Source organism: Sphingomonas sp. BK069 (genome assembly GCF_014193405.1).
In the GTDB taxonomy this organism is placed as follows: domain Bacteria; phylum Pseudomonadota; class Alphaproteobacteria; order Sphingomonadales; family Sphingomonadaceae; genus Sphingomonas.
The window spans coordinates 802,971-819,705 of record NZ_JACHZH010000001.1 but is presented as its reverse complement, the minus strand read 5'-3'; the positions used below and the strand labels follow the sequence as shown (position 1 = coordinate 819,705).

Here is a 16,735-nt window from a genome sequence, read left to right as displayed (position 1 = left end):
GCGGCGCGTGCGCCGTAGCGACAGGCGATTAGGCCGAAGTGGGATAATTAAGGGTAAATGTCGCGGGCGCCGCGCCGCCGAGTTCCGCCAGGCGATCGCCGATGCGGGCGAGTGCGACGCTTCCCTCGGCACGCGCGCGGCTGTCCGGCGCGAAGCAGAGCGCGACGGTGCGGCGCTGGTCGAAGCCGGCGAGCGGTACCAGCGCGAGCGCCGGATCGGCGTAGCAGGCGGGGAGCAGCGTCGTGGCGAGGCCGGCACGGACATAGGCGAGCGCGCGCGAGTCGCTGTGGGTCCGCGCCGCCATGAACGGGCGGATCCCGCGCGCGGTGAAGAAACGGCTGGTCTCGGCCAACATCTCGCAGTGGCGTCGCACCACCATCGGCTCGGCGGCGAGTTCCTCCGCCTCGACGCTGACTCGTGCCGCGAGCGGATGGTCGCGCGCGAACGCCATCGCATAAGTCTCGTCGAACAAGGCGCGGTGCGGCAACGCGGCGTCGAGCGGCGCGACGATCGCGTCGACCCGGCCGCGGTCGAGCGCGGCGCGAAGCTCGCCGGCGCGTCCCTCGACCAGCTCGAGCCGTTCGCCGGCGACCGCGGCGGCGCGCAGGGCTTCCTCGACCCAGGCGTCGGGCAAGGTGGTGCACAGGCCGAGCCGGATCAGCTTGGCGGCGGGCGAGTCGCTCACCGCCTGCTCGGCGGCGACGAAGCCGGCCTCGATCCGGCGGGCGTGCTCGGCCAGCCGCGCGCCGGCGGCGGTGAGCGCGACGCGGCGGCTGCTGCGCTCGAACAGCGGCTGGCCGAGCAACGTCTCCAGCTTGGCGATGCCGACCGAGAGCGTCGGCTGCGTCACCCGGCAGTGCGACGCGGCGCGCGAGAACGTGCCCTGGTCGACCACCGCCAGGAAGTAGCGCAAGAGGTAGCGATCGATCATAGACGCCATCTATGAAAAGTGTTCGCGTGCTTCAACTTGGGAAGGCGGGAGGTCGGGGATATGCTGCTGTGCAAATGAGGCGGGCTGTTGCCTTTCTCTTCCTCCCCGGCCCTCGCCGGGGAGGCGGGAGAGAGCCGAGCGCCCGAAGAACGGTAGAGGATGCGGCATGACGCCCGATTTCGACTTTGCGCTGGGCGAGAACGCCGAGGTGATCCGCGACACGACACGACGCTTCGCCGCGGACAAGATCGCCCCACTCGCGGCGCGGATCGATGCCGAAGACTGGTTCCCACGCGACGAGCTCTGGCCCGCGATGGGTGAACTCGGCCTCCACGGCATTACGGTCGACGAGGCCGACGGTGGGCTCGGGCTCGGCTACCTGGAGCATGTCGTCGCGCAGGAGGAAGTGGCGCGCGCCTCGGCCTCGATCGGCCTCTCCTACGGTGCGCACTCCAATCTCTGCGTCAACCAGATCCGACGCTGGGCCAATCCCGAGCAGAAGGCGCGCTTCCTTCCCGGGCTGATCTCGGGGGAGCATGTCGGCAGCCTCGCCATGTCCGAGGCGGGGGCGGGGTCGGACGTCGTCTCGATGAAGCTCGCCGCGCGACGCAGCGATCGCGGCTGGGTGCTCAACGGGACCAAATTCTGGATCACCAATGCCCCCTACGCCGACACGCTGGTGGTCTATGCCAAGACCGGGGAGGGCAGCCGCGGCATCACCACGTTCCTGATCGAGAAGGACATGCCCGGCTTCGCGATCGGGCAGAAGATCGACAAGATGGGGATGCGCGGCTCCCCCACCGCCGAGCTGGTGTTCACCGACTGCGAGGTGCCCGAGGCGAACGTGATGGGGCCGCTCAACGGCGGCGTCGGCATCCTGATGAGCGGGCTTGACTATGAGCGTACGGTACTCGCGGGCATCCAGCTCGGTATCATGCAGGCTTGCCTCGACACGGTGCTGCCGTACCTGCGCGATCGGCGCCAGTTCGGTCGCGCGATCGGCAGCTTCCAGCTGATGCAGGCCAAGGTGGCGGACATGTATGTCGCGCTCAATTCGGCGCGCGCCTACGTCTATGCGGTCGCGCGGAGCTGCGACGCGGGCCGGACCACGCGCTTCGATGCCGCGGGCGCGATCCTGCTCGCCTCGGAGAGCGCCTTCCGTGTCGCGGGCGAGGCGGTGCAGGCGCTCGGCGGTGCCGGCTACACGAAAGACTGGCCGGTCGAGCGCTTCCTGCGCGACGCGAAGTTGCTCGACATCGGCGCGGGCACCAACGAGATCCGGCGCATGCTGATCGGGCGCGAGCTGGTCGGCGCGACCGAGCCGGTGGCGCAGTGAGCGCGCCTGCCCTCGCCTCGATGATCGCGCGCGACGACGACCGCTTCCGCGCCAATGAGGTGCACCATCGCGCGCTCGCCACCGAGCTGCGCGCGCGCGTCGCCGCGGCGGCGCAGGGCGGCAGCGCGGCATCGCGCGAGCGCCACGCCGCGCGCGGCAAGCTGCTGCCGCGCGAGCGCGTCGAGCGGCTGCTTGACCCCGGCGCGGCGTTTCTCGAGATCGGCCAGCTCGCCGCGGGCGGGCTCTACGGCGACGAGGTGCCGGGAGCCGGGCTGATCTGCGGCGTCGGCACCGTCTCCGGGCGGCAGGTGATGATCGTCGCCAACGACGCCACGGTGAAGGGCGGCACCTACTTCCCGCTCACCGTGAAGAAGCACCTGCGCGCGCAGGAGATCGCGCTCGAGAACCGGCTGCCCTGCATCTACCTCGTCGACTCGGGCGGCGCCAACCTGCCGCACCAGGCCGAGGTCTTCCCCGACCGCGATCATTTCGGCCGCATCTTCTTCAACCAGGCGCAGATGTCGGCGCGCGGCATCGCGCAGGTGGCGTGCGTGATGGGCAGCTGCACGGCCGGCGGGGCCTATGTCCCCGCCATGTCGGACGAGACGGTGATCGTGCGCGGGCAGGGGACGATCTTCCTCGCCGGGCCGCCGCTGGTGAAGGCGGCGACGGGCGAGGAGATCAGCGCCGAGCAGCTCGGCGGCGCCGACACGCACGGCCGCCGCTCGGGCGTGGTCGACCATGTCGCCGAGGATGATCTTCACGCGCTGACGATCGTGCGCGACATCATTGCCACGTTGCCGCCCGCGCCAATGCCGATGGTCAATCTCGCGCCGACGGCCGCGCCGCTCTACCCTGCGGAGGAGCTGTACGGGATCGTGCCGGAGGACGTGCGCGCCCCATATGAGGTGCGCGAGGTGATCGCGCGGCTGGTCGACGGCTCCCGCTTCCACGAGTTCAAGCCGCTGTTCGGCAGCAGCCTGGTCTGCGGCTTCGCGCATCTCCACGGCATGCCGGTGGCGATCCTGGCCAACAACGGCGTGCTCTTCTCCGAGAGCGCGCAGAAGGGCGCCCATTTCATCGAGCTGGCGTGCCAGCGCCGCGTGCCGCTGCTGTTCCTGCAGAACATCTCGGGGTTCATGGTCGGCGGCAAGTATGAGGCGGAGGGGATCGCCAAGCATGGCGCCAAGCTCGTCACCGCGGTGGCGACCGCCAGCGTGCCCAAGCTGACGCTGCTGATCGGCGGCAGCTTCGGTGCGGGCAATTACGGCATGTGCGGCCGCGCCTATGGCCCCCGCTTCCTGTTCAGCTGGCCCAACAGCCGGATCAGCGTGATGGGCGGCGAGCAGGCCGCCGCGGTGCTCGCCACCGTCCACCGCGATGCGACGACCTGGTCGGCGGAGGAAGCCGAGGCGTTCAAGGCGCCGGTGCGGCAGAAATACGAGGACGAGGGCAATCCCTATTACGCCACCGCCCGGCTGTGGGACGATGGCGTGATCGACCCGGCGCAGACGCGTGACGTGCTCGGGCTGGCGCTGGCGGCGTGCCTCAATGCGCCGGTCGAGGAGGCGCCGCGGTTCGGGGTGTTCCGGATGTGAGCGTGGCGGGTGATCATCGCGGCGAGCGCTCAGGCGGCGGCCGCTCGCGCCGCGACGTGCGCGCTACTCCCTCTGCCTGGCGTCACCCTGAACTTGTTTCAGGGTCCACCAGGCCGCGTTGGCAGAGGGAGCGGCGCAAGACCGAGCGTCACCGCGAGATCAGCCCAGTCAGGATTGTCGCGCTCCATGAGGTTCATTTTCCATTCGCGGTGCCAGCGTTTCAGCTGCTTCTCGCGCGCGATCGCGTCGAGCATGTCGGCGAAGAACTCGTAGTGAACCAGCCGGGCGACCTTGTAGCGGCCCGTGCAGCCGTCCGTACCGTCGCGATGCTGACCCAACCGCGCGAGCAGATCGCCGGTGACGCCGATGTGCAACGTCCCGTTGCGCCAACTCGCGAGGATGTAGGTGCACGGCTGCTTGGCCATCCTTCCCATCGTAGGACGGTTCGCGCGGCTCAGTGGATGCTGAAACGAGTTCAGCATGACGCCGGAGTGGGGCCATCGCTCCCGCCACTCACCCCCGTGTCCCGGAGGTAACCCCATGCTCCCCTCCCTCCTCATCGCCAACCGCGGCGAGATCGCCTGCCGCGTGATTCGCACCGCGCGCGCGCTCGGTGTCCGCACCGTGGCGGTCTATTCCGACGCCGACGCCGACGCGCTCCACGTCCGCCTCGCCGACACCGCGGCGCGGCTCGGGCCGGCCGCCGCGCGGGACAGCTACCTGCGCGGCGACCTGATCCTCGCCGCCGCACGCGAGACCGGCGCCGCGGCGATCCACCCCGGCTATGGCTTCCTCTCCGAGAACGCCGACTTCGCCGAAGCCGTGCTTGACGCCGGGCTCATCTGGGTCGGCCCCGACCCCGCCAGCATCCGCGCGATGGGGCTCAAGGACGCCGCCAAGCAGCGCATGATCGCCGCGGGCGTGCCCGTCACCCCGGGCTATCTCGGGGAAGACCAGTCGCCCGAGCGGCTCGCCGCCGAGGCCGATCGCGTCGGCTATCCCGTCCTCATCAAGGCGGTCGCGGGCGGCGGCGGCAAGGGGATGCGTCGCGTCGACGATGCCGCCGACTTCGCCGCCGCGCTCGCCGCATGCCGGCGCGAGGCGGCGGCGGCGTTCGGCGACGAGCGCGTGCTGATCGAGCGCTATATCCTCGCGCCTCGCCACATCGAGGTGCAGGTGTTCGGCGACCGACACGGCAACGTCGTCCACCTCTTCGAGCGCGACTGCTCGCTCCAGCGCCGCCACCAGAAGGTGATCGAGGAGGCGCCCGCGCCCGGTATGGACGCGGCCACCCGCGCCGCGGTGTGCGACGCCGCGGTGCGCGCCGCACGCGCGGTCGACTATGTCGACGCGGGCACCATCGAGTTCATCGCCGATGCAAGCGAGGGCCTGCGCGCTGACCGCGTGTGGTTCATGGAGATGAACACGCGTCTTCAGGTCGAGCATCCGGTCACCGAGGCGATCACCGGCATCGACCTGGTCGAGTGGCAGCTCCGCGTCGCGAGCGGCGAACCGCTGCCCCTGCGCCAGGAGCAGCTCACCATAAGCGGGCACGCGATCGAGGCACGGCTCTACGCCGAGGATCCCGCGCGCGGCTTCCTGCCCTCCACCGGCACGTTGATCGCCTTCCGCCCGGGAGCGGGCGTGCGCGTCGATACCGGGGTGGAGCAGGGCTCGACGATCTCGCCATATTATGACCCGATGATCGCCAAGCTGATCGCGCATGCCGACACGCGAGAGGCGGCGCGCGCGCGGCTCGGCGCTGCGCTCGCGGCGACTCAGGTCTGGCCGGTGCGCACCAACGCCGCCTTCCTGGTGCGCGCGCTCGACCATCCCGACTTCGCGACGGGCACGGTCGACACCGGACTGATCGAGCGCGCCGGCGAGGCGCTGATGCCGTCGGAGCGGCCGAGCGAGGCCGCGCTCACCGCCGCCGCGCGCACGCTGTCGGGCGCCGCGCTCGTGCCCGGGTTCAGGCTCAACGCCCCGCCGCGACGCGAGGCGGCGTTCCTGCTCGACGGCCATCCCGCCCAGGTGGCGCTCGCCCCCGCCGCGGGTCCTTCCGACCAGCGCGAGCGCGCGCTGATCACCGAGGCCGGCCAGACCTACGCGCTGACCCCGTTCCGCGCCGCGGCGGCGGGTGGCGGCGCGGCGGGCGACGGCGCGATCCTCGCGCCCATGCCCGGGCGAGTCATCGCGGTCGAGGTCAGCGCGGGCGAGCGCGTCCGCGCGGGGCAGCGGCTCGTCACGCTGGAGGCGATGAAGATGGAGCACAGCCTGTCCGCACCGTTCGACGGTGTCATCGCCGCACTCGACGTCGCGGTCGGGGCGCAGGTGACCGACGGGGCCGCGCTGGTGCGGGTCGAGCGGAAGGATTCGTGATGGCCGGGCGTCACTTTGACGAGTGGGCGGTGGGCGATCGCATCGAGCACCCGATCCGCCGCACCGTCACCGAGACTGACAACCTGCTGTTCTCGACGATGACGCACAATCCGCAACCGCTTCATCTCGATGCCGAGGCGGCGCGCGCGTCCGAGTTCGGGCAGATCCTGGTCAACGGCACCTTCACCTTCGCGCTTATGGTCGGATTGTCGGTCAGCGAGACGACGCTGGGCACGCTGGTCGCCAACTTGGGCTATGACAAGGTCGTGATGCCGGCACCGGTGTTCATCGGCGATACCCTCCGCGCCTCGAGCGTCGTGACCGCGCTGCGCGTCAGCCGCTCGCGGCCGGAGGCCGGGCTCGTGACCTTCGAGCACCGGCTGCACAACCAGCGCGACGAGCTGGTGTGCCAGTGCGAGCGCACCGCGCTACTGAGGCGTAGCGGCACGTGCGCGGCTTCTTCGGTCGAGGGTTAGCGCGAGGGCGCCGGGATCGCTGTTCACTGGCGAAAGCCGGGGCCAGGTGGGAAGGCTATCGTGAGTCTCGCCGCCGTCCCGCACCTGGACTCCGGCCTCCGCCGCGGCTCAGGCGGAGAAGGGCTCCAACGTCGGACGATCGTGGCGGCGCCTCGCGCACCGTCACCCCGCAAGGAGGTGTTCCCAGCGACCGCGCGGCGCACTAGAGGAAGCGCGATGAACCAGCGTCCCGCTCCCCCGCGCCGCCGCCCACACTGGCGTGCCGGCACGTTCGCCGCCACCGTCGCGCTGGTCGCGCCGGCGGCGGCGCAGGTCGCCGCGCCGCCTCCCCCGGCGACCGCGCAGGTCCCGCCGTCGCCGGTGCCGCCAGCGCCGGTGCCGGTCATCCCCGTCCCGCCGGTGGCGCCGAGCGTCCCGCTGCCGACGCTCAGCGCGGCGCAGCGCCAGCAGCTCGCCACGCTGATCGCCGACGACGAACTGGCGCAGGGGCTGCGGCTGACGCGGCGTACCGACCTCGACACGCTCGACTCCGCCGCGATGGTGCGCGCGGCGCTCGATCATGCGCGCGCGGTCCATGCCGGGCGGTTGATGCCCGAGGACTTTCAGAAGGACTGGGGCGTCCGCCCGACCGCCTATGATCCGCTGCCCGCCTTTGCCGAGGCGGTGTCGCGCGATCGGCTGTCGAGCTGGCTCCGCTCGCTGCCGCCGCCTTACCAGGGCTATGATACGCTCGTCGCGGGGCTCGCGCGCTATCGCGCCATCGCCGACAAGGGCGGCTGGGGCACGCTGACCGCCACGCCCGCGTTCGGTAGCCGCGGCGCCGACGTGGCCAGACTGCGCGAGCGGCTCGTGCTGGAGGATCCGCAGGCACCGTCATCGGGCGACACGTTCGACGCCGCGCTGCTGGAGGCAGTGCGGCGCGCGCAGCGGCGTTATGGACTCAACCCGGCGGGGCAGGTCGGCGCACAGACGCTCGCCGCGCTCAACGTGCCGGTCGAGCGGCGGATGCGCCAGATCATGGCCAATCTCGAGCGCTGGCGCTGGCTGCCACCCGAGCTCGACAAGAAGCGGGTCCAGGTCAACATCGCCGCGGCGGTGCTCACCGTGTTCGACGGCGACGAGCCGGTGATGTCGATGCGCGCGGTCACCGGGCGGCCGGGCAACGAGACGCCGATGCTGATCTCCAAGATCAACAGCATCGTCCTCAACCCGCCGTGGAACGTGCCCACCTCGATCGCCACCAAGGAGCTGTGGCCCAAGGAAAAGGCGAGCCCGGGCTATCTCAAGCGCAACGGTTTCCGCGTGATCGACACCGGGAACGGCGGCAAGCGCCTGCAACAATCGTCCGAGAAAAGCGCGCTCGGCCGCTACAAGTTCGATTTCCCCAACGACTTCGCGGTCTATCTGCACGATACGCCGGCGCGGTCGGGCTTCTCGCGCTTCGACCGGCTGTCGAGCCACGGCTGCGTGCGATTGGAGAAGCCCGCCGATCTCGCCCGGCTGATGCTGCGCGACACGCCCGAGTGGCCGCCCGAGACGATCGACTCGACCGTGGCGGCGGGCAAGACGGTGCGCGCGGCGATGGCGTCACCGGTCAGCGTCTATCTGCTCTATTGGACGGCTTTCGCCAGCCCGAGCGGCCAGGTAGGCTTCCGCGAGGATCCATACAGCTGGGACGCGCGGCTCGCCGCCAGCGTCGAGCGACGCTCGGCGGTGCAGGTGCAGGTGGCGGCGCGATGAGGACGACTATGATGATGAAGCGACTGATTTTCCCGCTGCTCGCCAGCGCGGCGCTGGCGATCGCCGGCTGCTCGCGCGAGCCCGCGCCGGCGCCCGAGCCGACGCCCAGCGAGGAGGCGCTGCCCACGCCCGAGCCGACCCCGACTCCCGAGCCCTCGCCGGTGGCGTCGCCGAGCGAGCTCACCAACGCCACCGCGGCGCTGCCGCCCGAGGAGAAGCCCGCGCCGGACGAGCAGATGCTCGACGATGCGTCGGCGACCGGGATGACCGCGCGCGCCAGCCGCGACGCCGAGCACGACTGATCCCGCGACGATGGTAAGGTCGATGCCGGAATGGATCGGTTCGGCCTTGACCGACGCCAGGCTACGCAGAACTATCCGACCTACTACGTGAGTAGTAGTTATTGGGGATAGGAAGGTGGCCTTCGTGCCCTTCGACGAGGAGCGCCGGCTCGACGCGGTCGAGCGCGTGTGGCAGCCCGCACGTGATCAGCAGGCCGCGCTGCAGGACATGGTGGAGGAGGCGGCGCGCGTCGCGCACACGCCGATCGCGGCGATCTCGATCATCGACCGGCGCCGCCAGTGCTTCGTCTCCAAGACCGGTGAGGTCGAAGACGAGATGCCGCGTGCCATCTCCTTCTGCGCGCACGCGATCCATCGCCCGGGCGAGCCGATGATCGTGCCCGACGCGCGTCACGACAAGCGCTTCTTCGACAACCCGCTCGTCACTGCGGCACCCTTCATCCGCTTCTATGCCGGCCTGCCGTTGGTCGATCGCGCCGGCTATCCGCTCGGCGCACTGTGCGTGATCGACGACAAACTCCACCATGAGCTGCCCGACCTCTACCGGCTCGGCGAACTCGCGCGCGGGGTGGAGCGACTGATCGCGCATTGACGCGCGACCGCGCATCGCCGACGACGGCGATCGACACCAACGACGAAGCCGTCGGCTGCCGCGGAGCGCAGCCCAGCGAGGGAGACGGATGAAGAAGCGCATCATGCTGGTCGAAGACGAGCCGAGCCACCGTAAACTCTACTCCTCCTGGCTGAAGATCGGCGGTTACGATCCGCGCGTGATCGACGACGAGCGCGGCGCGCTGGACGCCGCCGCCACGATCGCGCCCGACGCGATCATCGTCGACATCCGCCTGCCCAACGTCAGCGGACTCGACGTCATCGAGACGCTCAAGGGGGCGCCCGCGACGCGCGCGATCCCGGTGATGGCGCTCACGGTGCTCCAGAGCCAGCATGACATGGACGCCTGCTATGCCGCCGGCGCCGATGCCTTCGTGTCCAAGCCCGACCATATCGCCAGCTTCCTCGACAAGGTCTCCGACCTGCTGCGGTGAGGTGCGGGGCTCGCATCGGGCGGGTAGCGGACCGCGTCGAGACGATACGCGTCAAGCATCCGCCTTACCCGCCGTCTCGTCGCGGCCTCACCGCGGCCGGTAGGCGATCTCCGCGGTGCCCTGCGCGCGCACCGGCAGGAACAGGCCCGCGCCGGTCACTTGCAGCTGACCGTTCTCCACCGACGTGACGTCGGTCGAGAGGAAGAAATCACCCTGTTGCCGCGCCCCGATCGCCCGCTGCGCCTTGCCGAGCACCTCGGCATAGTCGCCGCGGAAATCGTGCTGGAGCGCGAGTGCGACCGCGCTCTGCACCTGTGCCTCGCCGAGCAGCCGGATGAGCAGGTCGAGCGCCGCCGAGTCCGTGCGCGCGACGAGCTGGACGTCGCGCGCGCGCACCAGCTGTGAGCCGGGATCGTTGTACGGCACCGCCGTGAGCCAGGCCTCGCCGCTGGTCGAGGCGCTGCCGACCGCGCGCGGCGTCACCTTGGCCTGCACCCCGACGGCCAGACGGCCCCCGTCGGTGGCATAGACGGTCACCTTGCCGAAGGCGACGTCGACCGGCCCGACCCCCGCGACGCTGATCCCGCGCGCGGCCAGCTTGCGCAGCGTGCGCTCCACCACCGGCTCGAGCGTGCGATAGTCGGCCAGCACCGGCACCGAGAAGCGCAGCCCGACGCGATCACCGACCCGAGTCGGAGTGGGCAGCGGCGTCACCGGCGGGTCGGGCGGGCGCTGGCCGACGAAGGTCTCGGTCAGCGCCTCGGCGGCGAGCGTCAGCCGCAGCGTACGGCCCTCGACGCGATAGCCGCCGAAGCCGAGCGCGCGCGGGGTCACGCGGAGCCAGGCGGGCGGGTTGCGCTTGCTCAGCTCGATGGAGGTGAACCCCTGCGGCCAGAGCTGCGCGATCTGGTCGCGCAGGTGCAGCTTGGCCAATTGGCGCGGCAGGTCGCGCTCCAGCTTGCGAACGATATCCTTCAGCTTGGCGTCGGCGCGCGAGGTGAAGGTGACGCGCTGGCCGGCGACGTCGACGCCGGGTTCCTCGCGCCAGTCATAGGCGATGTCGAGCTTGGCGGTGGGCTGCCAGTCGCCGACGATGCCGAGCCGCCCGGTCGCGCGCACCAACGCGCTGCCCGTCGCGGTCTTGCTCAGCACGCCGCCGACGTTCTGCGCGGTGATCGCCGCGCTCACCGGCATGATGAGGTCGAGCCGCTCGCCCTTGCCTGACAGCCGGATCGCGCCGCGGGTCACCTGGCCGACGAGGCGGCAGCCGAGATCGGGCAGCACCTTCACCTTGCCGATGCCGAGATCCACCTTCTTGGCGGCGACGCAGCGGTCACGGTGCTGGTCGATCGTCCACAGCACGCGCGGCGTCTCCCGGTTGAGCCCGCGCTCCAGCTCGGCGAGATCGGCGGTGACGGGCACGACGATGGTCGAGCTCTCCGCCGGCAGCTGCCCCGCCTGGGCCCCGACGCGCGGCGGCGCCGGATTGTCGCGCTGCTTGCCGCAGCCGCTCAGCAGCGCGGCGGTGGCGAGCAGCGCGGCGGTGGCGGGGTAGGGGCTGGCGTAGAGGGCGGTACGAGGCACGATCGACTCCGCGACGGGCGGCCGGGCACCACGCCGGTTGCGAGTCGATTGATCCGTGGGGTTAGCCTGGGTGTCAATAGCTGGGGAGCGCGGCACGCGGCCGGTGTCATCTCCGGGATGATCCGCCGCCTAGAACGCCGGCTCCTCGCCCGGCTTGCCCGCGACATGGATGCCGCACTCCACCTTGTCCCAGCCGCGCCAGCGCCCCGCGCGCGGGTCCTCGCCGGGGCGCACCTTAGAGGTGCAGGGCGCGCAGCCGATCGACAGATAGCCGTGCGCCTCCAGCGGGTGGTGCGGCAGGTCGTGCTGGCTGAAATAGGCGTCGAGCCGCTCCTTCGACCAGTCGGCGAGCGGGTTGATCTTGAGCCGGCCGTCGTCGACCTCCACGCGCGGGATCGCGCGCCGGGTCGACGCCTGGAAGCCCTTGCGTCCCGAGATCCATGCCGCGAACGGCAGCAGCGCGCGGCGCAGCGGCTCCACCTTGCGCAGCTCGCAGCAGCCGTCGGGATCGTACGACCAGCGCAGCCCCTTCTCGTCCTTGAGCCGGAGCAGCCGCGGGTCGGGGCGGAACACGCGCAGGTCGGTGAAGCCGAGTCGCTCGGCGAGCTCGTCGCGATAGGCCAGCGTCTCGCCGAACATCTTCTGCGTGTTGGTGAAGATCACTGGCACGTCGCGGTCCACGGCGGCGACCATGTGGAGCAGCACGGCCGATTCCGCGCCGAACGACGAGACCGCCGCGATCCGCCCCTTGAGCGGTCCGCCGATCAACTCGGCGAGCAGTTCGGGCGCGGTGGCGTCGGCGTAGCGCTCGTCGAGCGCCGCGGCCTCCTCCGCGGAGAAGGACGGCGCCACGTCGATCGTGTCGAGCTGGCGCGCGGGCTCAGCCATGCCGCAGCTTCCACACCGGCACCTTGGCGTCGGCGGCGCGCTGATAGGGTGTCGGATAGCGGGCCAGCGAGCGCTCCAGCACCGCCGCGTCGATCGCCGTCTCCGGCGCGAAACTGTCGAAGCCGCAGCGGCGCATGTGCGGAATCTGGTCGACCAGCACGTCGCCGGCGGCGCGCAGCTCGCCGGCATATCCCGCCTCGCGCAGGATCCGCGCGCTCGAATAGCCGCGCCCGTCGCGAAAGCTGGGGAAGGACACCTCCACCAGCGCGAGCCGGTCGATATGCGGTAGCAGCGCGCGCGCGTCGTCGCCCGCCTCGAGCCGCACCGCGCCCGCGTTGGTCTGCCCGGCGACGAAGGCGTCGAGCGTCACCGCTGGCTCGTCGTGCGCCTCGTCGTCGCGGTAGCGCAAAACGTTGTCGCTCATGCGGTGGTCCTCCCGGCGCGCGGCTCAACCATAGATCGCCTCCTTGAACGGCTGCATGCCGACGCGGCGATAGGTATCGACGAAGCGCTCGCCCTGTTCGCGGACCTGGAGGTAGGTGTCGGTCACTCGCTCGATCGCGTCGACCACGCCGTCCTCGTCGAAGCCGGGACCGGTGATGCGGCCGAGGCTGACGTCCTCCGCGCCTGAGCCACCGAGCAGCAGCTGGTAATTCTCGGTGCCTTTCTTGTCGACGCCGAGGATGCCGATATGGCCGGCGTGATGGTGGCCGCACGCGTTGATGCAGCCCGAGATCTTTAGCTTGAGCTCGCCCAGGTCGCGCTGCCGCCCGGCGTCGGCGAAGCGCTGTCCGATCTTCTGCGCCAGCGGGATCGAGCGCGCGTTGGCGAGCGCGCAATAGTCGAGGCCCGGGCAGGCGATGATGTCGCTGATCAGGTCGAGATTGGCTTCCGCCAACCCCGCCTCGCCGAGCTGCTGCCACACCGCGTAGAGGTCGGCCTTGCGGACGTGCGGTAGGACGATGTTCTGCGCGTGGGTGACGCGCAGCTCGTCGGCGCTGTAGCGCTCGGCGAGATCGGCCATCACGTCGATCTGCTCGGCCGAGGCGTCGCCGGGGATGCCGCCGATCGGCTTGAGCGAGACGTTGACGATCGCATAGCCCGGCTGCTTGTGCGGCTTGACGTTCTGGTCGAGCCACAGCGCGAAATCGGGATCGGCGCGGTCGATGCTCTCCGGCGCGGCGGGGTCGAAGGGCGGGGGCGCGAACATCGCGCTAATCCGCGCCAGCTCGGCCGCGGGCGGATCGATCCCGAGCTGCTTGACCGCGAGGAACTCCTCCTCGACCTGGCGGCGATATTCGTCCGCACCGATCTCGTGGAGCAGGATCTTGATCCGCGCCTTGTAGATGTTGTCGCGGCGACCGTAGCGATTGTAGACGCGCAGACACGCCTCGAGATAGCTCATCAGCTCGTCCGCGCCGACGAAGTCGCGGATCAGCGGCGCGATCATCGGCGTCCGTCCCATGCCGCCGCCGACATAGACGCGCGCGCCGAGCACACCGTCCTGCTCGACCAGCTGGAGCCCGATGTCGTGGAGCCGCATCGCCGCGCGGTCCTCGTCGGCGGCGATCACCGCGATCTTGAACTTGCGCGGCAGATAGGTGAACTCGGGGTGGAAGGTGCTCCACTGGCGCAGCAGCTCGGCCCAGGGACGCGGGTCGGTGACCTCGTCCGCGGCGGCGCCGGCGAACTGGTCCGAGCTGATGTTGCGGATGCAATTGCCGCTGGTCTGGATCGCGTGCATCTCCACCGTCGCCAGCTCGGCGAGGATGTCGGCCGCGTCCTCCAGCTTGATCCAATTGTACTGGATGTTCTGGCGCGTGGTGAAATGGCCGTAGCCGCGATCGTACTTGCGCGCGACATGCGCCAGCATCCGCATCTGGCGCGCGTTGAGCGTGCCATAGGGCACCGCCACGCGCAGCATATAGGCGTGGAGCTGGAGGTACAGGCCGTTCATCAGCCGCAGCGGCTTGAACTGGTCCTCGCTCAGCTCGCCCGCCAGCCGGCGCCGGCACTGGTCGCGGAACTCGTCGACCCGTGCGTCCACGATCGCCTGATCATATTCGTCGTAGCGGTACATTCGTTGTTCCTAATTCCTCCCCGGCACGGGGAGGGGGACCGCCGCCCGCAGGGCGGTGGTGGAGGTGGGCTTCGGCAAGCGCATCGTCCGCGGAGAGCCCCCTCCACCACTCGCCTGCGGCGAGCGGTCCCCCTTCCCCGTGCCGGGGAGGATCGTTTCTCATATCACCCAGCTGCCCGCGTTCGGGTCGGCCGGCTTGAGCGTTAGGTCGGTGCGCACGGTCGGGCCGAGCGCGCGGATACGGTCCTTGATATGCGCCGGCCGCGGGCCCTCGGGCGTGGCGGTCGCCTCGATCACATAGGGCACGTTGACGCGCCGCGCCGCTTCCTCCTCGCGCGCGATCGCCTCGGCGCGGTCGCCCGCGTCGACCGCTTCCGCGATGTGGCGCGACCAGCCGCCGCCCGCCCACCAGACCACGTCGCCGGTCGGCAGGTCGTTGCCTGTCACCAACTTCATGCCGAAAGGCTCCCGACGCTCTCGGCGACGCGCGCGTAGCCGGCGAGCCGGTCCTCGGCGTCGGACAGCTCGACCACCTCGCCGACGACGATGATCGCGGGGCTCGCCACGCCCTCGCGCGCCACCATCGCGCCGAGATCGGCGAGCAGCGTCCGCAGCGCGCGGCGACCTGGCAGCGTGCCTTTCTCGAGCACCGCGACCGGCATGTCGGGCGCCACGCCGTCGGCCATCAACTTGTCCGCGATCGCCTCGGCGGTAGCGACGCCCATGTAGATCACCAGCGTGCGACCCTGGCCGGCGAGGCCCGACCAGTCCTGATCGGTCAGCCCCTTGCACTGGCCGGCAACGAAGGTGACCGCCGAGCTGTGATCGCGGTGGGTGAGCGGCAGCATCGCCTCGGCGGCGCAGCCGAGCGCGGCCGAGACGCCGGGGATCACCTCCACCGCGAGCCCCGCGGCACGCACCGCCTCGACCTCCTCGCCGCCGCGACCGAAGATGAAGGGATCGCCGCCCTTGAGCCGCACCACCACGCTGCCGGCGCGGACGTGCGCGACGATCAGCGCGTTGATTGCCTCCTGCGGCAGCGTGTGGCGCGCGCGGCGCTTGGCGACCGAGATGCGCTGCGCCGTCGCGGGGGCCAGCGCGAGCACGCGGTCGTCGATCAGCCCGTCGTGAACCACGACGTCGGCCAGGCGCAGTGCCTCCACCGCACGGACGGTGAGCAGGCCGGGATCGCCCGGCCCGGCACCGACGAGGATGACGCGACCGCGCGCGTCGGGATCGAGGAGGCTTGCCATGCCCGCTACATGGGCGGCGGGTAGGGGGACGCGCAACCGTTGTTCGCTTGTCCCGTGCCTAGCCTGGCTTTTTCCGCAATCAGCGGCGGGATCGGCCTCACCCCGCCGCCTGCCGCAGCACGCGCTCACCCTCGGCCTCGCTGACGGCCGCGCGCACCGCGGTGAGGAAGCCGGCGACATCGCCCTGCGACGAGGGAATGGCGCGACGCAGCGTGATGAAGCCGTGGATGTTGCCCTGCGCCTCGCGGAAGGTCACCGGGATGCCCGCCTGCGCCAGCGCGGCGGCATAGGCGCGTCCCTGGTCGCGGATCGGGTCGAGTCCGGCGGTGACGATCACCGCGCGCGGCAGCCCCGCGACGTCGCCGAGCAGCGGCGAGAAGCGCGGGTGGTGCGGGTCTCCGGCGTAATGCTCATTGAACCAGATCATCCCCTCGCGGGTGAGCAGATAGCCGTCGGCGAAGGCGTCGAACGAGGCGTAGGGTCGGCTGGCGTCGGTGGCGGGATAAATCGGTGCCTGCACGATCACGGGCACCGCCGCGAGCCGGTCGCGAAGCGCCGCGGCGACGATGATCGCGAGGTTGCCCCCCGCGCTGTCGCCCGAGAGCACCAGCGAGGTGACGCCGCGGCCGAGCGCCTCCGGGGCGGACGCGACCCAACGTGCCGCCGCCTCGGCATCGTCGGGGGCGGCGGGCCAGCGTGCTTCGGGCGCGAGGCGGTAGTCGACGGAGATCACCGGCAGATCCAGCTGGCGCGCCATCTCGGCGGTGAAGCTGGCGTGCGTGTCGAGGTCGCCGATCACCCAGCCGCCGCCATGGTAGAACACCACCGCCGGGCCCGGCGCGCGTGTCTCGCGCGCGTCGAACAGCCGGGCGCGCAGCTCGCCGCCGGGGCCGGGAAGGGTGAGGTCGCGCACCACCGCCAGTTCGGCGCGCGGCAGGTCGGCGACGTCCTTCATCGCGACCATCACCGCGCGTGCCCCGGCGGGCGGCAGTTCGTGCATCCTCGGACCAGGCACGCTGTTGAGGTAGGTGAGGAACGCCGCGACGTCGGGGCGGACGAACGGAGCCCGCTCGATCTCGGGGACGGTTCGGTCGGTCATGCGCGCTCCTGTGCGGGGGC

At 71.0% G+C, this 16,735-nt stretch carries 17 protein-coding genes; 8 read left to right on the top strand and 9 right to left on the bottom strand.

What is annotated here, in order from left to right; translation table 11 throughout:
* Positions 1-28: 28 nt before the first annotated feature.
* A complete protein-coding gene (locus FHY02_RS04180; RefSeq protein WP_183920619.1) occupies positions 29-931 on the bottom strand; it encodes a LysR family transcriptional regulator in 903 nt (300 codons plus the stop codon).
* A 166-nt stretch (positions 932-1,097) separates the two neighbouring features.
* Here FHY02_RS04180 and FHY02_RS04175 point away from each other — a divergent pair, with 166 nt between their 5' ends.
* Together FHY02_RS04175 and FHY02_RS04170 are read left to right on the top strand one after the other, a co-directional pair.
* On the top strand, positions 1,098-2,267 hold the full coding sequence (locus tag FHY02_RS04175) for an acyl-CoA dehydrogenase family protein (protein WP_183920618.1): 1,170 nt from the start codon (positions 1,098-1,100) through the stop codon (positions 2,265-2,267).
* Entirely contained in the window at positions 2,264-3,865 is a 1,602-nt protein-coding gene (locus FHY02_RS04170; RefSeq protein ID WP_183920617.1) for a carboxyl transferase domain-containing protein, read from the top strand. Before FHY02_RS04175 ends, FHY02_RS04170 begins: the two co-directional genes overlap by 4 nt.
* A gap of 98 nt (positions 3,866-3,963) precedes the next feature.
* Here the strand turns inward: FHY02_RS04170 and FHY02_RS04165 are convergent, their stop codons facing one another.
* Entirely contained in the window at positions 3,964-4,290 is a 327-nt protein-coding gene (locus tag FHY02_RS04165; RefSeq protein WP_183920616.1) for a GIY-YIG nuclease family protein, read from the bottom strand.
* A gap of 115 nt (positions 4,291-4,405) precedes the next feature.
* Between FHY02_RS04165 and FHY02_RS04160 the strand changes: the two genes are divergently transcribed.
* The 6 genes from FHY02_RS04160 to FHY02_RS04135 all read left to right on the top strand — a co-directional run bounded on the left by FHY02_RS04160 (position 4,406) and on the right by FHY02_RS04135 (position 9,811).
* Complete coding sequence (locus FHY02_RS04160; protein ID WP_183920615.1) at positions 4,406-6,247, top strand: biotin carboxylase N-terminal domain-containing protein; 1,842 nt, start codon at positions 4,406-4,408, stop codon at positions 6,245-6,247.
* On the top strand, positions 6,247-6,723 hold the full coding sequence (locus FHY02_RS04155) for a MaoC family dehydratase (protein ID WP_183920614.1): 477 nt from the start codon (positions 6,247-6,249) through the stop codon (positions 6,721-6,723). Before FHY02_RS04160 ends, FHY02_RS04155 begins: the two co-directional genes overlap by 1 nt.
* Positions 6,724-6,939: 216 nt before the next feature.
* The gene (locus tag FHY02_RS04150) at positions 6,940-8,463 is read left to right on the top strand and encodes a murein L,D-transpeptidase (RefSeq protein ID WP_183920613.1); all 1,524 of its coding nucleotides are present in this window, start codon (positions 6,940-6,942) and stop codon (positions 8,461-8,463) included.
* 14 nt (positions 8,464-8,477) lie between these two features.
* A complete protein-coding gene (locus tag FHY02_RS04145; protein ID WP_183921524.1) occupies positions 8,478-8,765 on the top strand; it encodes a hypothetical protein in 288 nt (95 codons plus the stop codon).
* Positions 8,766-8,880: 115 nt separating this feature from the next.
* Positions 8,881-9,357 (top strand): GAF domain-containing protein, encoded by a 477-nt coding sequence (locus tag FHY02_RS04140; RefSeq protein WP_183920612.1) that lies wholly within the window; start codon positions 8,881-8,883, stop codon positions 9,355-9,357.
* 88 nt (positions 9,358-9,445) lie between these two features.
* The gene (locus FHY02_RS04135) at positions 9,446-9,811 is read left to right on the top strand and encodes a two-component system response regulator (RefSeq protein ID WP_183920611.1); all 366 of its coding nucleotides are present in this window, start codon (positions 9,446-9,448) and stop codon (positions 9,809-9,811) included.
* 87 nt (positions 9,812-9,898) lie between these two features.
* Here FHY02_RS04135 and FHY02_RS04130 read toward each other — a convergent pair whose 3' ends face one another.
* From FHY02_RS04130 to FHY02_RS04100, 7 genes are all read right to left on the bottom strand, one after another.
* Complete coding sequence (locus FHY02_RS04130; protein ID WP_311721337.1) at positions 9,899-11,395, bottom strand: DUF4403 family protein; 1,497 nt, start codon at positions 11,393-11,395, stop codon at positions 9,899-9,901.
* 129 nt (positions 11,396-11,524) lie between these two features.
* Positions 11,525-12,283, bottom strand: coding sequence for a phosphoadenylyl-sulfate reductase (locus tag FHY02_RS04125; protein WP_183920610.1), 759 nt, complete (start codon positions 12,281-12,283; stop codon positions 11,525-11,527).
* On the bottom strand, positions 12,276-12,707 hold the full coding sequence (locus FHY02_RS04120; protein ID WP_183920609.1) for a DUF934 domain-containing protein: 432 nt from the start codon (positions 12,705-12,707) through the stop codon (positions 12,276-12,278). Before FHY02_RS04120 ends, FHY02_RS04125 begins: the two co-directional genes overlap by 8 nt.
* 24 nt (positions 12,708-12,731) lie before the next feature.
* Positions 12,732-14,363, bottom strand: coding sequence for a nitrite/sulfite reductase (locus tag FHY02_RS04115; protein ID WP_183920608.1), 1,632 nt, complete (start codon positions 14,361-14,363; stop codon positions 12,732-12,734).
* A 159-nt stretch (positions 14,364-14,522) separates the two neighbouring features.
* A complete protein-coding gene (locus FHY02_RS04110) occupies positions 14,523-14,819 on the bottom strand; it encodes a DUF2849 domain-containing protein (protein WP_183920607.1) in 297 nt (98 codons plus the stop codon).
* Positions 14,816-15,616 (bottom strand): uroporphyrinogen-III C-methyltransferase, encoded by an 801-nt coding sequence (gene cobA / locus FHY02_RS04105; RefSeq protein ID WP_183920606.1) that lies wholly within the window; start codon positions 15,614-15,616, stop codon positions 14,816-14,818. Before cobA ends, FHY02_RS04110 begins: the two co-directional genes overlap by 4 nt.
* Positions 15,617-15,713: 97 nt before the next feature.
* Positions 15,714-16,715 (bottom strand): alpha/beta hydrolase, encoded by a 1,002-nt coding sequence (locus FHY02_RS04100; RefSeq protein ID WP_183920605.1) that lies wholly within the window; start codon positions 16,713-16,715, stop codon positions 15,714-15,716.
* Positions 16,716-16,735 lie beyond the last annotated feature (20 nt).